This window comes from Streptomyces sp. Ac-502 (assembly GCF_045222935.1).
Classification (GTDB): Bacteria; Actinomycetota; Actinomycetes; order Streptomycetales; family Streptomycetaceae; genus Streptomyces; species Streptomyces monomycini.
On the sequence record NZ_JBHFFO010000001.1, the window covers coordinates 5745684 to 5762987 of the forward strand.

A 17304-nucleotide genomic window follows, 5' to 3' on the forward strand; every position below is an offset into this window, starting at 1 on the left:
GTCGTCGAGGCTGAACAGGGGCTGGAGCGGGTGCAGGCGCTGAGGTGGCTGCGGGGGCTTATGGGACTGCTGGGGCTGCGGAGTCTGATGGGAGTGTGGGGGCTGCTGCGCCTGTTGGGCGCGGGGGTCAGTCATGGTCCGCTCCGCTCCGGTGGATGGGGTGGGCGGGGGCGGCGCCGGCTGTGCGGCGCTCCGCCGTACGGACGCGGTCGGCGATCAGCCGCCCGGCGCGCTGCCCGCCCCGCAGCGCGTAGTTGGTGCCCCGGTCCTCGGGGAAGACCTGGGCCATTCCGGCGAGGTGGAGGCCGGGTACGGCGTTCTCGACGCCGGGCACGGTCCGCGAGTAGTGCCGGGTGATGACCGGCTGCGCGTACCGGGCGCGCCAGACGCGGTGGGCGCGCACCCACTCCGCGCGGAACGCCGGGAACATCCGCCGCAGGTGCGGAAGGCTGTACCGGTAGACCTCCGGGTCGCTCATCCGGTACAGCGCGGCGTCCGCCGGCAGGTACGTGGACAGGTAGACCAGGTGCCGCCCGCCGTAGTGCTCCGGGGCGTCGAGGTTGGTGTGCTCGATGACGCCGACGTAGGGGAAGTGCGGGTCGGTGACGTTGAGCCAGTACGTGTCGGACAGCGGCCGGTCGTTCTCCAGCACGAGACAGAGGTTGGCCAGGTACGGGATCGCCGTGAGGCGGCGGCGCAGGGCCGGTACGGCGGGGTGCGCGGACCGGTCGAGCAGCGCGGCGGCGGGTCCGGGGGCGCAGGTCACCAGCACGCGCGGGGCGTGCGCCACATCACCACCGCAGCGCACGCCGCGTACGCCCTCCGGCCCGGTGAGCACCTCCGTCACCGGGCTGCCGGTCCGTATCCGTACGCCCAGCCCGGCCAGCCGGGGCAGCCAGGCGTCCAGCAGGGCGCCGCAGCCCCCGCGCAGGTAGTGCAGCACCTCGCGGCCCGACCGGCTGCGGCTGCCGCCCCGCAGGTGCAGCTTGGTCCACATCCAGGTGGCGCCGACCTCGGGCGCGTACGGGCCGAACTTGCCCTCCAGCAGCGGCCGCCACACCCGGTCGTACACCCGCCGCCCGCCCAGTCCGACCAGCCACTCCTCGGCGGTCAGCGCCTCCAGCTCGCGCCAGTGCCGCACCCGGCCCGCGCGCAGCACCGACCGGCCCAGGCGCAGCCGGTCGGCGGGCGGCAGCGGCGCGAAGCGCAGCACGTCGAGCGGGGTGGACAGGCGGTGGATGCCGCCCGCGTAGTAGAAGCCGGTGCGGCCGTGGTGGCGCTGGACGAGGTCGGCGCGGCCGAGGTCGGCGCAGAGCCGGAAGATGTCCGTGTCGGAGGCGAACCAGTGGTGGTAGAAGCGCTCCAGCTGCCGGTCGCCGACGGTGAACGTGCCCGCGAGGCCGCCCACGTGGCCGTCCGCCTCCAGGACGAGGCAGCGCAGTCCGGCGCGGCCGAGTTCGTGGGCGGCGGCCAGGCCGGTGAATCCGGCGCCGACGACGATGACGTCCCAGTCCGCGCCGCCGGGGCGTGCGTCCCGTACCTCCCGGTCGCCGTTCACGGCCGTCACCGCGCGCTCCCGGCGGTCCACGCCTCCCGGGGGCCGGCCACGTCGTCGGCCGTCAGCTCCGCCGGTGCCGGGACGCCGGCCGCCCACCGCTGGAGGACCACGTACGGCGGCCTGCCGCGCACCTCGCGGTGGACCAGCAGCAGGTACTCGCCCAGCACCCCGAGCAGCACCGCCTCGCAGCCGAAGGTCCACGCGGCCAGCGGCAGCGGGCGGCGCAGTACGGCCGAAGTCACGGCCGTACCGCCGAGCCAGACCAGCCCGACGGCGCCGGGCACCCGGGCCGGGGCTGACGAGCAGGCGAGCAGGCCGCGCCGGGACAGGCCCGCCATCTTGCGCAGCGTGTACTTCGTCCGCCCGGCGAGCCGGGGCTGCCGCCCGTACTCCAGGCTCGTCTCCGGGAAGCCCGCCCAGCAGACCGAGCCGCGCAGATACAGCTCGCTCTCCGGGAGCAGGGTGAGGGTGCGGACGACCTCGCGGTCCAGCAGCCGGAAGTCGCCGGTGTCGAGGCTGACGGGGTGGTCGGCGACCGCCGCCAGCAGCCGGTAGAAGACGTGCGCGGTACCGGTCTTGAAGCGGCTCTCGCCCTCCCGTCCGGTGCGCCGCGCGGAGACCACCGGCCAGCCTGCGCGCCAGCGTTCGACCATGTCGGCGATGAGGCCGGGCGGGTCCTGGAGGTCCGCGTCGATGGTCACCACGGCGTCCCCGGCCGCCTCGCGCAGGCCCGCGAGGACGGCCGGCTGGTGCCCGAAGTTGCGGGTCAGCCGCACGAGCCGGACGCGCGCGTCGGCGGCGGCGAGCGCCGTGAGGCGGTCCCACGTGCCGTCCCGGCTGCCGTCGTCCACGTACACGACCTCGTACTCGCACTCCGGCAGGCCGCGCAGTACGGCGCCGAGCCGGCGGTGCGTCTCCCCGATGACGGCCGCCTCGTCGAAGCACGGCACCACCACGCTGACCAGGGGCCTGGCGGCCACGGCGGTGAACTGCGCGGGCGTTCGGGTCGCGGGCATGGCGGTCCTTAGGTCGGTGGGTGGGCTGGGAGGGAGGACGACGGGCCGGTCAGCCGAGCACTTCACCGACCGTCTCGCGGAACCGTTCGGCGACCTCGGCGACCTCGTCCGTACCGCTGAAGACGTTCACCCCGAAGTCGGCGCCCAGATAGGTGTCGGACGTGCCGACGGTCAGCGCCAGCGACCGGCTCAGCACGTCGTCGGTGCGCGGCAGCGCGCCCGCCCGCCAGCCGTCCCGCCGCCAGGACTCGGCGGCCGGGCGGGACGGGCACGAGGAGCCGTCCGGGGCGGCCAGCGCGGCCAGTTCGGGAATCCCGCCGTAGTGGTGCTTGGGCGAGTGCAGCAGCGTCTTGGTGCCGAGCCGCTTCGCGACGGCCTCGGCGTCCGCCCGCTCGTCGAAGACGTGGACCAGGAGGGTCGCGCAGTCGCCCGCCGCGTCGTGCAGGGGGCGGCGCACCAGCCCGTCCCGTTCGGGGATCTGCTCCAGCAGCTCGTCCCGTAGCTCCCGGGTACGGGCCAGCACGGCGTCCAACCGGCCGAGCTGAGCGCGCGCCACGGCCGCCGTCAGCTCCGTCATCCGCAGGTTGAGGCCCCACAGCCGGTCGCCGGGGCCGTCCTCGCGGCGGTACGGGAACCAGCCGTGGTCGTGGAAGCCGTACGCCCGCTGGAAGATCCGCTCGTCGGCGGTGAGCAGGAAACCGCCGTCCCCGCCCGTGATCACCTTGAACATGTTGAGGGAGAAGGCCCCCGCGTGCCCGAACGTGCCCAGCGCCTGCCCCCGGTAGGTGCCGCCGCACGCCTGCGCGGCGTCCTCCAGCACCAGCAGCCCGTGCTCGTCCGCGATCCGCCGCAGCGCCGCCATGTCGCACGCCGTACCCAGCATGTGCACCGGCATCAGCGCCTTCGTGCGCGGCGTGATCCGCTGCCGTACGTCCTCGGGGTCGAGGGTCAGCGAGGCGTCCACCTCGGCCAGTACCGGCGTCGCCCCGCTGTACGCCACGGCGGCGAGGCACGCGCCGTACATGTACCCGGGCACGACGATCTCGTCACCGGGTCCGATGCCGAGCGCCGCGAGGCCCGCCTGGAGCGCGGACGTGCCGCTGTTGACGGACAGGCAGTACGGGCTGCCCAGGCGGTGCGCCGCGGCCTGCTCGAACAGCCGGGTCTGGGTGAGGTCACCGAGCGGGTAGGAGTGCGCGGCGGTCGTCCGCGCCCACGTGTCGAGCACCTGCTGGACGTTGTCGCGCTCCTCGTCACCGAAGAAGGCATAGCCGGGTCCGGGCATGGGGGACTCCTCGCAGGAAGATGGGTGGTGCGGTCACCGGCGGCCGACTTCCTCGGAACGCGCCGGAGCCGCGCGGCCTTCTGCCGGCCGGACGGCGGCCCGTGGGCCGCCGGTCACCTCGCCGGTCTCAGAAGGCCGTCGGACAGAACGGTGCCGGATCGTGGCGGAAGGCGGCGGAGACGGCGCGCAGCGCGCCCGGCCGCAGCTCCGAGACCCGGCCCGCGAGCGCGAGCTGGGCCGGCGCACCACCGCCGAGCAGCATCGCGCCGATGTCACGGGCGCCCAGCGCGAGATCGGCCGCGGCCCCCGTCCGCACACACACGGCACCGCCCCCGGGCTCCGCGCACAGTCGCCAACGCCCGTCGTTCCAGGGGCACATCACATCTCGCACTTCCAGCACGACATCCACCGGCGCGCTGTACGTACGGGAGGTCAGCGCACGGTCCAGGTCCACGGGACGGGCGTACAACTGGTCGCGTACGGTCGGCGCGGCGCTGCGCGGATCGTCGAGCAGTGCCAGTAACGGGTCGTCGACCGGGCGGCACGCCGCGCTGACGGTGCCGGCCAGGTCGGTGTCCAGCAGCGCCCGCCATACGAAGGCGTACGCGGCCGGGTCGCGCGCGAACACCTCCCGGACGGACAGGGCATAGCGCGGCCGGGACCGCTCCCAGGCGGGCCGCATCCGGTACAGCGCATACCCGCGCGCGCCACCGCCGGGCCCCGACACCACCATGCACAGCAGCCGCCCCGCGCCGTGCCGCCCGTCCGGCTCGTCCTCGACGGCGCGGCGCTGCCAGGCGGCGTCGCGGCGCAGCAGACCGGGCCGCTGGGACAGACAGGCGCGGTAGACATCGGCTATGACCGCGTGCGCCTCGTCGGGCGAAACGACGTCCAGCGTCAGTCCCTCGGCAGCCACTTCCCCCGCGAAAGCCCGCGCCTCCGGCGGCACGGACACCTCGACGGCCTGGGAGGCGAGCCCGAACCCGAACCGCCCGTAGATCCCCGGCTCGGTCGAGTGCAGGACCGCGACCGGCTCGGCCCGCTCCTCGTGCAGCGCGGTGAGCGCCTGCCGCAGCAGTTCCCGCATCAGCCCCCGGCGCCGGTGCGGCGGCGCGACCGCCACGTACCCGATGCCGGCCACCGGGGCCGGGCCGCCCGGCAGCGTCATCTCCAGCGCGTACCCGGCGAGGGTGGCGCACGGTCGGCCGCCGTAACACGCGACGAGGGAACGCTTCGGTTCGAAAAGCGCCCCGACCACGGCGCTGTGGGCCGGCGAGTGCGGACGGCCGCCGTACGCGAGGTCGAGCACCGCCCCGAATTCCGCCCATTCCGCGGCGGCCCGGAAGGTGTATCCCGCGGCGGTCCGGCCGCCGCCCGTACCGGCCGGCGCGGCCGTTCCCGTACCCGGCCACGCCCCCTTCGGCGCTCCGACGTCCGGCATGTGCTCCACATCCTTCTCCATAGCCCGTCATCGGCCTCGTGCCGGGAAGAGGTGCGGCGAGCGCGGCGCGTAAAGGTCGTCGGCGTTCGACGCAGAGGCCGTATCGGCTGCTCCGGTGCGGCGCGGAACGCCGCGGAACCGGAGAGATGGTGATCGCGAGGCCCGGATCGCGAATTCCTCATGCGTCGAGCGTGCCGGGGCCGCCGGAAAAGGCTGGGTCCTAGGTTTGTGAGACGGCAGGGGACTGTCAACCCTCCCGAAAAAAGAATCATGCCCCCGCCCCCACCCCCGGCTACGCCCGCCCCGTCCCCCGGTCAACCCTCCATTCCGGCCAGCGACCCCGCCCCCGGCGGGCACTCCCCACATCTGGCCAACGTTGTCGAACGCCCTTGCTAGCCACGGACGTCCGGGCCCAAACTGCCCTAGCCGCCGATCAGTTGATCGCCGGTCCGCATTCCTACGAGGACGTGACAGGAGCAGGCAATGCAGAACGGCAAGTTCCTTTCCGGCAGGACCGCCCCCGGCGAAGGCTGGCAGAACTACCCCGACCGCAATGGCGACGGCGTCTACATCGACGTCGACACCAGCGCCGGACAATTCACCGACACCCCCGCCTATATCGCCGCCCTCACCGGCGACGACCGCATGTGGATGACCACCGGCGGAAACACGGTCTACGCCGCCACCCCCACCGGTTTCCGCATCTACGTCCGCCGCGTCGACCGCCAGCCCATCGACCCCGAATACGCCGCCAAGAACGGCTGGCACATCGCCTGGATAGCCGCCGAAACGTGACAACGGGTCCTGCCCGCCGGCCTCCGCGGGGAATTCGCGGGGGCCGGCGGGGGATTTTCCGCGAGGCGGTTCAGCTCATGACAGCGGCTTCGGCCGCGTCGGACGCGGAGGTACGGCGCACGGGCCGGCGCTCCGTACCACCGGCCTGCGTGAGGTGGGCCACGACACTCGCGTAGAACCGGTCGACGGCTTCGTCGACGCTGCGGATGAAACCGGACTCGGCGTTGCCGCGCGTGCTGCCCATGCCCTTGAACAGGGACAGCCGGAACCCGTTGATGGCCACCCCGTCCTTGGGCAGGAGGTCTCCCGGCTCCGGGCGCAGCCGCTCCAGCGTGCCGCGCGGCCCCCGGTTGCCCTCCACCAGAGTCTCCACATGAAGGTCCGCCGGCGCTTCGGCGAGCTGCCTGACCAGGCGCTTGGCCCAGCTGAGGGGATAGCCCTGCTCCGGCGCCGGGACCTCGATGGACGTACGCAGCTTCCCGGTCCGCAGGTCAGCGGCGATCGCGAGGATGCCGGGCGTGGTGTCGATGCGCAGCTCGGCGGAGAGGCGGCCCTCCTCACAGAGCCGGTCGGCGAGCGCCGCGCGACGGCTGGCCTGGTCGGTCCCGCGCTTGGCGCGCTGTACGGGCAGTACCTTCTGGCCCAGTTCCCCGCCCAGCCGCAGGCAGACCTGGCGGATGAGCCGCTCCCAGCTCTCGACGACGGCCACGGCGCGCTCGTCGCCCTGGCAGAGGGTGTCCGTGTCGATGCCGTTGCGCACCGGCACCCACGCCGGGCCCATGTTCTGGAAACCGTGGCAGCCGGAGTTCTCGTGCTGGAGGTAGTGCAGCAGCTCCTGGAGCAGCCAGGCGTGCGCCGCGTTGCCCACACCCTCGTGGCGGATCAGCAGCTGAGCCTGGTGCGCCACCTCGGCCCAGGACAGGTGCCACAGCGTCACCTTGTGCTTGCGGCGACCGTCGGTCCTCACCTCGACCAGCGGACTGCCCTCCAGCGCCACGTCGTTGGAGAGGGTGATCACCACCTCGTAGCCGCGCCGGGCCGCGATGTCCATGTAGTCCTGGACCTGCTCGGACTTCAAGGGGTTGCCGTTGGTCTTCGTCTCGACCAGCGCGGTCCACAGTTTGCCCGCCCGCTCCACCCGGATGACCCCGTCAGGGCGCCGGGGCGTGTCCCCGTTCGGCAGCGTGACCTCGGTGAACGTCTGCATCCGGCCGGCCGGGGCGCCGAAGGCCGCGGTGAGCCGCCGCCCGAACTCCGGCACCTGCGCCATCACGGCCAGCAGGACCGACGTCGCGCGCGTCTCGCGCTCCCGGTCGCTCTTCAGCGTGGGCGCGGGGAACAGCCGGGCCTGGCGCCAGGAGTCGTTCTCGGCGAGGGACTTCTTCGCCACCTTGGGCAGGGTGACCTTCTTCTTCGCCGTACGCGGCCCACTGGGGCGCCGCGCGGGAGCCGGGTCGGCTCCGGCGGACGGTGCGGGTACGGCCGAGGGCGCGGGTACGGCAGGCGGCGCGGGTACGGCAGACGGTGCGGGTACGGCCGAGGGCGCGGCGGACGGCGCGGGCGTGGCCGCCGGTGCCTCGGCCACCGGGGCGGGAGCCGCCACCGGGCCGATGGGCGCCGGCACCTCGGCCGCACCCGCCCCCACCGCGGTCCCGGGATGCGGTTCGCCCGCTCCGGCCTCCTCCTCGTCCGCGGGCGCCGGCTCTTCCTCCTCGTCCACGGAGATGCCGAAGTCCGTGGCCAGTCCCACCAGACCCGTCGCGTAACCCTGCCCGACCGCACGGAACTTCCACTCCCCGGCCCGCCGGTACAGCTCACCGAAGATGAACGCGCTCTCCTCCCCGGCGTCGGCGATGGAGAAGCCCAGCAGTGCCTCGCCCGTACGGTCGGCGACCGTCACCCGCAGGTCGTCCAGCTGGCCGAAGCGGCCGGTGCCGTACTGGCTGGCCGCCACGACCAGGGACTCGACATCGTCCGGTACGGCGGTCAGGTCGATGCTGACGCGGTCCTCACTGCCGTTGGCCGTCGGCGTCTTGCCCAGTAACTGCACGCTGCCGTCAGCGGCGGACGGATTGTTGTAGAAGTAGAAATCCGCGTCGCCGCGCACCTTGCCGTCGGCGCCGAGCAGCAGAACGGAGACGTCCGCGTCCCCGTCCCCGGACGCGCTGCTCCAGCTCAGGCTCACCATCAGTGAACCGGCCTCTTCGCTCAGGGCCGCCAGTCCGACGTTGCCACCCTTGATCATCTCGTGCATGGAGCCCCCACAAATGCCGCCGCATCCAGGGGCACGGGCACACCCGGCAGGCTGCTACGTGGTGACCTGCGATGCAGCACAACTCAGTGTGTACGCCGCGAACCTTAGACCCGTATCGGGTGTTTCGGGAGGTGCCGGGACCAGCGGAAGTCCGGATCTTCCGGATGCGGGACGACCTCCGGACGTCGGGCTCCGCGCCACCGCACCCGCAGGCCCGTGGCGCTGCCGGGGAAGGCCACGGCAGACGCCCCGCGCCGGAAAATCCAGGTGCGCTCCGCCGGGCCGCCACGTACCCTCGCCACCATGTCGACCCCCGGATCTCCTAGCTCGGACACCCGCTTTCGCGCCACCCGTGTGTCCTGGAGCTGTTCCGGAGTGTCAAACCATGATTACCGTTCGTGGTGCCGACGTGCGCGTCGGTGCCCGGCTTCTGCTGTCCGGTGTGTCCTTCCATGTGGGGCCCGATGACCGGGTCGGCCTGGTGGGCCGTAACGGGGCGGGGAAGACGACCCTGCTCGACGTCCTGGCGGGGCGGGTGCCCCTCGCCGCCGGGGAGATCGTGCGTACGGGGAGCCTCGGCCATCTGCAGCAGGACTCCCGGGCGGCCGACCCGGCCGTCACCGTCACCGACCGGATCCTGTCCGCGCGCGGGCTGGACCGGGCCGTGGCGGAGCTGCGGCGGGCCGGGGACGCGCTGGCCGCGGCAGTGGGGCCGGGGGCGCAGGAGAAGGCGATGGCCGCGTACGCGCGGGCCGAGGACGCCTTCCAGGCGCGTGGCGGGTATGCGGCCGAGGCCGAGGCGGCGCGGGTCGCGGACGGGCTGGGGCTGCCCGAACGAGTGCTGCGTCAGCCGGTGGGCGGGCTGTCGGGCGGGCAGCGGCGGCGGGTGGAGCTGGCCCGCATCCTGTTCGCGGGACACGGCACGCTGCTGCTGGACGAGCCGACCAACCACCTCGACGCCGATTCGGTCGCCTGGCTGCGCGGTTTCCTGGCCGCGCACCGGGGCGGGCTGGTGGTGATCAGCCATGACACCGGGCTGCTGGCCGACACCGTCAACCGGGTGTTCCACGTGGACCCTGCGCGGGCCGCCCTCGACGTGCACAACACCGGGTGGCACACGTACCTCGCCCAGCGCGCGGCGGACGACCGGCGCCGGGCGCGGGAGCGCGCCAATGCCGAGCGCAAGGCGGCGGCGCTGCACGGGCAGGCCGACAAGATGCGCGCGAACGTCGCGACGGCCGTCTCCGCGAAGAACATGGCCCGCCGTGCAGACCGGATGCTGGCCGCGCTGGAACCGGCGCGGCGCAGCGAGAAGACCGCGCGCATCCGGCTGCCCGAGCCCGCGCCGTGCGGCCGGGTACCGCTGGGCGCGGTCAGCCTGACCAAGGCGTACGGGGAACACCGGGTGCTGGACGGTGTGGACCTGGCCGTCGACCGGGGAGCCGGCTGGTCGTGCTCGGCCTCAACGGGACGGGCAAGACGACGCTGCTGCGGCTGCTGGCCGGGCGGGAAGCTCCGGACGCGGGCCGGGTCGTCGCCGGGCACGGCCTGCGGCTGGGCTACTTCGCGCAGGAACACGACACGCTGGATCCGACCCGTACGGTCCGGGAGAACCTGGCCGCCGCGGCGCCGCACCTGAGTGACGGCGAGGCCCGGCACGTCCTCGGCTCGTTCCTCTTCTCCGGGGACGACGCGGACAAGCCGGTACGGGTGCTCTCCGGCGGTGAGAAGACCCGGCTGGCACTGGCCGGACTGGTCCACTCGCGCGCCAACGTCCTGCTCCTGGACGAGCCGACCAACAACCTCGATCCGGCCTCCCGGGACGAGGTGCTGGGCGCGGTCGGCACCTACCCCGGCGCGATCGTCATGGTCAGCCACGACCCGGGTGCCGTCGAGGCCCTCCGGCCCGACCGGGTGCTGGTGCTGCCGGACGGTACGGAGGACCTGTGGGGGCGGGAGTACGCGGGGCTGGTGGATCTGGCGTGAGGGGCCGGGGGAGGAGGCGTGGGGGGCGCCTCCCGCCGTCAGCCGGGCCCGCCGGCGGCCCGGCAGGTCAGGCGGGCTTGCGGGCCTCGATGAGGAAGCGGGTGGAGTGGGCCACGAACGGGCCCTCCGCCCGGATCTTCTCGTCCAGTTCCCGCAGCCGGTCCCGGTAGCGGTCCACCGTGAAGCCCGGGACCATCCAGATCACCTTGCGCAGGAAGTAGACCACCGCACCGATGTCGTGGAACTCCGTACGGAGCGATTCGGCGCGCAGGCCGGTGATCTCCAGGCCGGCGGCCTCGGCGTCCCGGCTCTCGTCGTCGGGGTGGCGCCGGCGCCGTACGTCCTCGGGCTGCGGGCCGAGGAAGTACTCGACCAGCTCGAAGACGCTGGCCGGGCCGACGTGCTGGGCGAAGTACGTACCGCCGGGACACAGCACCCGGGCGATCTCCGGCCACCACACGGTGGCCGGGTGGCGGCTGGTGACGAGGTCGAAGGCGCCGTCGGCGAAGGGCAGCGGCGGCTCGTCCGGGTCGGCGACGACGACCGCGCCGAGCGGGTGCAGCAGCGCGGTCGCCTTCGCGACGTTGGGCGGCCAGGACTCGGTGGCGGCCATGACGGGCGGCAACGGCCCGGCGCCCGCGAGGACTTCGCCGCCGCCGGTCTGGATGTCCAGCGCCGCCCGGGCGTGGGCCAGCCGCTCGCCCAGGCGGCGCTGGTACCCCCAGGAGGGGCGCTGCTCGGTGGCCCGGCCGTCCAGCCAGGAGAAGTCCCAGCCTTCGACGGATACGGATTCCGCCTCGGCCAGAAGGTCGTCGAAGGTGCGTGTGGTCATGGCAGGGATCGTCTCAGGGAGGAGGGGATTTTTGCTACGTAATTTGGTGTTTTGTCCTGGAGGGGGATGGAGGGAGGGAGCGGGGGAGGGGGAGGGGGAGGGGGGTGGAGGTGGTGGCAAGGGTGGGGGCCGGGCCCGGGTCGGGTCCGGTGTCACGGGTGGTGGTGGAGGGCTTCGCGCAGGGCGCGTACCTGGTCCGCCAGGCTGCGCTCGCTGACCCGGGCCTTCGGGAACAGCAGGTCGAAGCCGTGCACGGCGCCCGGGACCTGGACCAGCTCGGTGGTGACCCCGGCGGCGCTGAGGCGTCCCGCGTAGGCGCGGCCCTCGTCGCGCAGCGGGTCGACCTCCGCCACGGCGATGTAGGCGGGCGGCAGTCCGCCGAGGCCGGCGGCCCGGATCGGGGAGGCGTACGGATCGGGGTGGCTCTCCTGTGCGTAGTAGCGCCAGGCCAGTTCCATCGCGGCCCGGTTGAGGACCGGAGTGTCGGTGAACTCGCGGGCCGATGCGCTCGTCAGGCCGCCGTCCACGCCCGGGTAGGTCAGCGCCTGGAAGATGATGCGCGGTCCGCCGAGGTCACGGGCGCGCAGGGCGGTGGAGGCCGCGATGTTGCCGCCGGCGCTTCCGCCCGCGACGGCGATGCGCTGCGGGTCGCCGCCTATCTGCGCCGCGTTGGCGGCGATCCAGGTCAGGGCCGCGTAGGCGTCGTCGGCCGCGGCCGGGTAGGGGTGTTCGGGCGCGAGACGGTAGTCGACGGAGACGACGACGGCCTCGACGTCCCGGGCGTACCGCAGGGAGCGCTCTTCCTCGGCCTCGGGGGACCCGTAGGTGAAGGCACCGCCGTGCACGTAGAGGATCACCGGCAGGTTGTCGTGGGCGGCGGGCCGGTAGACGCGCAGGCGAAGTTGTCCGCCTGGCCCGGGGATGAACAGGTCCCGGACCTGTACCCGGTCGTCGGCGGGGGTGTCGGGGTGCTCCCGCAGCAGCGCGTACCGCTCGGGGTCGGCGAGGACGGCGTCCAGGCCGTACACGGGGAAGATGCCGGTGTCGGCGGTGTCGAGCAGCGTCTGGATCTCGGGGTCGACAGCGGGAACGGTCATGGCGGGGCCGCCACCTTTCGGGTGGGAGTGCGGGGGTGTGGGGGTGCGGGAGCACGGGGGTGCGGAGTACGGAAGTTCGGGAGTGCGGAAAGGAGATGCCCTCAGCTTCTCCGGACTTCGAGGCCGGCAGAAGTGGCCCGGGGGCCAGCATGTGCAACTATCGGGCCATGACTGTCGCTGTCCCAGCTCCGCACCGGGTGGCGGTTCTCGCCATCGCACCGGTGGTCGCGTTCGACCTCAGCATCCCGGCCCAGATGCTCGCCATGGTCGCCCCGCGGGCCGGAGGCGCGGCGTACGAGGTGCGGGCCGTCACACCGGACGGCTCCGCGGTGGCGACGGTGAACGGGTACGGCGTCATGCCCCAGGGCGATCTGTCCCTGCTGGAGCACGCCGACACCGTGATCGTCGCGGGCACCCGCTGCCCGGAGGTGCTCGACGACGGGGTGGTGGACCCCCGTATCGCGGACGCGTTGCGCGCGGCCCGGGGTCGCGCCCGGATGGTGTCCCTGTGCACCGGATCGTTCGTTCTCGCGGCCGCCGGCTTGCTGGAGGGACACCGGGCCGCGACCCACTGGCGCTACGCGGACCAGTTCCGGCGGCTCTTCCCGTCCGTCGGTCTCGACACCAACCCGCTCTACGTCGCCGATCGCGGCGTGCTGACCTCCGCCGGCGGCGCGGCGGCCATCGACCTGTGCCTGCACCTGATCCGGGAGGACCACGGCAGTTCCGTGGCGAACCAGGTGGCCCGGTACAACGTCGTCGCGCCCATGCGGGAAGGCGGGCAGGCGCAGTACATCGACCATCCGGTCGCGGAGGACGCCGGGACGTCGACGGCCGGGGCACGCGCGCTCATGACGGAGCATCTGGACCGGCGGCTGTCCCTGAAGGAGCTCGCGGCGCACTGCCACATGAGCGTGCGGTCGTTCACCAGGCGGTTCAGGCAGGAGACAGGAGTGTCGCCGGCGGAATGGCTGACCTCCGCCCGCCTGAAGCACGCCCGCTACCTGCTGGAGTCGACGGAACTGCCCGTGGACGACATCGCCGCCCGGACCGGCCTGGGAAGCGGCACCAACCTGCGGCAGCACATGCGGGGCGCGCTGGACACCACTCCCTCCGCCTATCGGCGGGCGTTCCGCTCGGCCGCCGCCCCCGCGCACGGCGTCACGTCCGCGGCCGTGGAGCTGTCCTGACGGGTGGAGCCCGGGGTCTCGCGAAGCGCCGTCTGGCCGTACGGCGGGTGTCCGGATGTGTGGCCCTCTTGTCCGTACGGTCGTGGCGTCGGGTGCGTCGACGGGCGAAGGTGGAAGCCGACCGAGACGAAGGAGGACGTCGTGCGCGAGGTGATCGCCGATGTGCGGATCCCGGACAGTGCCCTGGCGCGGGAGGCTACCGAGCTGGTGCGCGAGGCCGCGCCACCGCTGCTGTTCGACCACTCCCGCCGGGTGTTCCTGTTCGGGGCGCTGCGCGGACGGGAGCAGAAACTGGAGTTCGACCCGGAACTGCTCTACGTGGGAGCGATGTTCCACGATCTCGGGCTGACCGGCCGTTACCGCCGCACCGATCAGCGCTTCGAGATCGACGGCGCCGACGAGGCCCGCGCCTTCCTGCACCGGCACGGCATCACCGGCGAACCGGCCGACCGCGTCTGGACGGCGATCGCCCTGCACACCACACCGGAGATCCCGCTGCACATGGCGCCCGAGGTGGCCCTGGTCACCCGGGGCGTGGAACTGGACGTCCTGGGCATCGGCTACGACGCCGTCTCCGACGAGCAACGCGCCGCCGTGGTCGCGGCGCACCCGCGGCCCGACTTCAAGAACCGCATCCTGGCCGCCTTCACCGACGGCATCAAGGACCGGCCCGACACCACCTTCGGGAACGTGAAGGCCGATGTCCTCGCCCACTTCGTCCCGGGGTTCGAGCGCGGCGACTTCGTGGAGGTGATCCGGGGTCCGACTGGCCGGAGTGAGGGGGTGGGGCTGCGCAGGGACGGGGCGGGTCGGCCGGGGTGCGCGGAGGAGGGACGGGGCGGGTCGGTCGGGGGCGCGGAGGAAAGGCGGCGCGGGTCGGCCGGGTGCGGGGACGGCGCGGGCCGGTCGGGGTGCGGGGACGGCGCGGGCCGGTCGGGGTGCGGTGCGGGGCTGCGTGTCAGGTGGCGCGTGAGGTGGGCGAACCGCCTGGGTCGCTCCGGCCGTTCGGGCCGTTCGGGCCGTTCGGGTCCTCCGCCGCCCCCGCCGGGCGGCTGGATGCCCGTACCCGCAGGGACCAGTCGTGGTGGCGGACGGTACGCGGCTCGGCGCGGCCGGCCAGGATGTCGCAGAGCAGGGCGGCGCAGGCCCGCCCGTACGCGTCCGGGCGCAGGTCGATCGCCGTCACGGGCGGCGCGCAGGCGCGCAGGGCCGGGCCGTCCACGCAGGAGGCGACGAGCAGGTCGCGCCCGGCCGTGCGGCCGAGCCCGGAGGCGGCCCGCAGGACTCCGGCGGCGGCTCCGTCGGGCGCGCAGACCACCGCGTCGACGGCGGGTACGTCCGCGAGCAGGTTCTCGGTGGCCCGCGCGGCCTCGTCGGGGGTGGCGGCGAACGGCACGGTCCGTACGGTGACGGGCAGCCCGTGCGTACGGCTCCAGGCGTCCGCCGTCTCGCGCAGCGCGGTGGCCCACGCGGACGTGCCGGCGGGCGCGAGCAGCGCCGGGCGGCGGGCGCCGGACTCGCGCACATGGTCCAGCAGGGCGGTCAGCGAGGCGGCGTTGTCGCAGACCACGGCACCGGCGGGAGCGGCGCCCGTACCGAGGTACCGCTCACCCGTGACGACGGGTACGCCCGCGTCGAGCAGCCCGGGTACGTCGGTGTCGGTGGCCTCCGGGTCGATCACGAGCAAGCCGTCCACCCGGGAGGCGAGCCGCCCGGCGGCCTCGCCGCCCGGGGCCAGCAGCACCACGTCCAGGCCGCCCTCCTGGGCGCGGGCCACCGCCCCGAAGGCGAGGGTCATGTAGTAGTCCAGCCGGGTCGCGGTACGGGGCAGATGCAGGCCGATCGCCCCGGTGCTGGCCCGGCGCAGGCGCTGGGCGGCGCTGTTGGGCCGGTAGCCCAGCCGGTCGGCGGTGTCCCTGACCCGGCGGCGGGTGTCCTCGGCCACCCGGCCGGAGCCCTGGAGCGCGTCGGAAACGGTGCTCTTGGAGACCCCGGCGGCCCGCGCCACATCGAGCAGGGTCACGGTGCGGCGGCTGGTCACGGGGCGCAAGTCTAGACGTAGGGGGAGCGGGCGAGCCGGGACGCGGCCGCGTCCGGTGGGACGATGGAACGGGGCCGTCGCGTCGTCACGGTAGCGGTTCGTTGTACGGATGCGATGCGTCGATACGGCGGAGGCTCGGTGATACGGGGGCGTTGCGGCGGTACGGCTGCGGCTCGTCGATACGCTCGCGTCGCGTCGTTACGGTGGCGGTTCGCCGATACCAGCCCGTCGCGTCGCTACGGAGTCGGCTCGCCGCTACGGTACTGGTTCGTCGATACGGGTGCGCCGCGTCGCTACGGTACTGGTTCGTCGATACAGGTGCGCCGCGTCGCTACGGTGCAGGCTCGCCGTTACGGGTACGTCGCGTCGTAACGCCAGCGGCTCGCCGATACGAGCCCGGTTCGCCGCTACGGAGCCGACCCGTCGCTACGGCTTCGATCCGTCGCCACGAAGCTGACCCGTCGCCACGAAGCCGGCCCATCGCTACGGCCTCGACCCATCGCTGCGAAGCCGACCCGTCGCTACGGGGCCGCCCCTACAACGACCCCTTGCCGGAACGTTCCGGCGCTCGTACATTGCTGCTTGCCGGAACGTTCCGGCAAACGGTTGCGCCTGCCTCTGCGGTCCGCCGCACCCGTCCACGCCCCCGCGACCTCCCGCGCCCCAGGAGCCCCCATGCGTGTCATCACGGCCCTCACCCCGCCCGCCTCGCCGGCCCGTACCCGGCCGGCCGACCGTGTCCCGCTGCGCGTCGCGCTCGTCCAGGAGCGCTGGCACCGCGACCCCGTCGAGCACCGTGCCGCCCTGGCGGAGGGCATCCGGCTGGCCGCGGCGGAAGGCGCGCGCGTCGTCTGTCTTCAGGAGCTGACGCTCTCGCCGTACTTCGCGGTGGTCCGCAAGGCCGACCACCCCGACCCCGCCGAGCCGGAAGACCTGCGCACCGGGCCCACGGTGACCTTCGCCGCCGAGGCCGCCCGTACCCACGGCGTGTACGTGCACGCCTCGCTGTACGAGCGGGCCGACCCCGAACCGGGCCCGGACGGCACGGTGACGCCCGACGGCCTCGGCTACAACACGGCCGTCCTGGTCGCCCCGGACGGCACCCTCGTGGCCCGTACGCGCAAGACCCACATCCCCGTCACCGAGGGCTACTACGAGCACCACTGGTTCCGCCCGGGCCCGGCCGGTGCCGACGCCTTCCCGACCCACGCCGTGGAGAACGCCGTCCTCGGGCTGCCCACCTGCTGGGACCAGTGGTTCCCCGAGCTGGCCCGCGCCTACTCGCTGGCCGGTGCCGACGTGCTGGTCTACCCGACGGCCATCGGCTCAGAGCCGGGCCACCCCGGCTTCGACACCCAGCCGCTGTGGCAGAAGGTGATCACCGGGAACGCCGTCGCCAACGGCACCTTCATGATCGTGCCGAACCGTATCGGCACCGAAGGCCCGCTGACGTTCTACGGCAGCTCTTTCCTCGTCGACCCGTACGGCCGCGTCCTGGCCCAGGCGCCCCGCGACGAACCCGCCGTCCTGGTGGCCGACCTCGACCTGGACGCCCGCCGCGACTGGCTGGAGCTGTTCCCGTTCCTCACCACCCGCCGCCCGGACGCCTACGGGCCGCTGACGGCGACGGTGGCGGCGACGGTGACGGACTGAGCGGGGTACGGGACGGCCGCGGTGCGGGACGGCCGCGATACGGGCCAGCCGCGATACGGGCCGGTTGCACGACGTACTGACCGGCGCTCCCCGCAAAGCCAGCCACCCCCCAAGCCAGCCACCCGCCCCCAAGCCAGCCCCCCCAAAGCCAGCAGG

General features: G+C 73.7%; 11 protein-coding genes and 2 pseudogenes. 5 read left to right on the forward strand and 8 right to left on the reverse strand.

Annotated elements, in window-relative coordinates:
• Positions 1–127 precede the first annotated feature (127 nt).
• From ACEXOX_RS26090 to ACEXOX_RS26105, 4 genes are all read right to left on the reverse strand, one after another.
• The gene (locus ACEXOX_RS26090) at positions 128–1567 is read right to left on the reverse strand and encodes an NAD(P)/FAD-dependent oxidoreductase (protein WP_406523664.1); all 1440 of its coding nucleotides are present in this window, start codon (positions 1565–1567) and stop codon (positions 128–130) included.
• Positions 1564–2574: a glycosyltransferase family 2 protein gene (locus ACEXOX_RS26095; protein WP_406523665.1), complete on the reverse strand. Its 1011-nt coding sequence runs from the start codon at positions 2572–2574 to the stop codon at positions 1564–1566. The genes ACEXOX_RS26090 and ACEXOX_RS26095 overlap by 4 nt, the downstream gene beginning before the upstream one ends.
• 49 nt (positions 2575–2623) lie before the next feature.
• Positions 2624–3859, reverse strand: coding sequence for a DegT/DnrJ/EryC1/StrS family aminotransferase (locus tag ACEXOX_RS26100; RefSeq protein ID WP_406523666.1), 1236 nt, complete (start codon positions 3857–3859; stop codon positions 2624–2626).
• Between the two features lie 127 nt (positions 3860–3986).
• Positions 3987–5300, reverse strand: coding sequence for a GNAT family N-acetyltransferase (locus ACEXOX_RS26105; RefSeq protein WP_406523668.1), 1314 nt, complete (start codon positions 5298–5300; stop codon positions 3987–3989).
• 483 nt (positions 5301–5783) lie between these two features.
• Between ACEXOX_RS26105 and ACEXOX_RS26110 the strand changes: the two genes are divergently transcribed.
• Entirely contained in the window at positions 5784–6095 is a 312-nt protein-coding gene (locus tag ACEXOX_RS26110) for a hypothetical protein (RefSeq protein ID WP_406523669.1), read from the forward strand.
• A gap of 70 nt (positions 6096–6165) precedes the next feature.
• Here ACEXOX_RS26110 and ACEXOX_RS26115 read toward each other — a convergent pair whose 3' ends face one another.
• Positions 6166–8340, reverse strand: coding sequence for a TerD family protein (locus tag ACEXOX_RS26115; RefSeq protein ID WP_406526471.1), 2175 nt, complete (start codon positions 8338–8340; stop codon positions 6166–6168).
• Positions 8341–8734: 394 nt separating this feature from the next.
• Between ACEXOX_RS26115 and ACEXOX_RS26120 the strand changes: the two are divergent.
• Positions 8735–10335 (forward strand): annotated as a pseudogene (locus tag ACEXOX_RS26120) (ABC-F family ATP-binding cassette domain-containing protein).
• A gap of 67 nt (positions 10336–10402) precedes the next feature.
• Here the strand turns inward: ACEXOX_RS26120 and ACEXOX_RS26125 are convergent.
• Positions 10403–11167 carry a methyltransferase domain-containing protein gene (locus ACEXOX_RS26125; protein WP_406523671.1) on the reverse strand — a complete coding sequence of 255 codons (765 nt, stop codon included), beginning with the start codon at positions 11165–11167 and terminating at the stop codon, positions 10403–10405.
• A gap of 152 nt (positions 11168–11319) precedes the next feature.
• Positions 11320–12264, reverse strand: a complete 945-nt coding sequence (locus ACEXOX_RS26130; protein WP_406523673.1) for an alpha/beta hydrolase — start codon at positions 12262–12264, stop codon at positions 11320–11322.
• A 167-nt stretch (positions 12265–12431) separates the two neighbouring features.
• Here ACEXOX_RS26130 and ACEXOX_RS26135 point away from each other — a divergent pair, with 167 nt between their 5' ends.
• Both ACEXOX_RS26135 and ACEXOX_RS26140 read left to right on the forward strand, forming a co-directional pair.
• Positions 12432–13454, forward strand: coding sequence for a GlxA family transcriptional regulator (locus tag ACEXOX_RS26135; RefSeq protein WP_406523675.1), 1023 nt, complete (start codon positions 12432–12434; stop codon positions 13452–13454).
• Between the two features lie 141 nt (positions 13455–13595).
• Positions 13596–14233 (forward strand): annotated as a pseudogene (locus tag ACEXOX_RS26140) (HD domain-containing protein).
• A 179-nt stretch (positions 14234–14412) separates the two neighbouring features.
• On the opposite strand, the gene ACEXOX_RS26145 reads toward ACEXOX_RS26140, so the two are convergent.
• On the reverse strand, positions 14413–15495 hold the full coding sequence (locus ACEXOX_RS26145; protein ID WP_406523677.1) for a LacI family DNA-binding transcriptional regulator: 1083 nt from the start codon (positions 15493–15495) through the stop codon (positions 14413–14415).
• Positions 15496–16170: 675 nt separating this feature from the next.
• Here ACEXOX_RS26145 and ACEXOX_RS26150 point away from each other — a divergent pair.
• Complete coding sequence (locus ACEXOX_RS26150; protein ID WP_406523679.1) at positions 16171–17148, forward strand: carbon-nitrogen hydrolase; 978 nt, start codon at positions 16171–16173, stop codon at positions 17146–17148.
• Positions 17149–17304 lie beyond the last annotated feature (156 nt).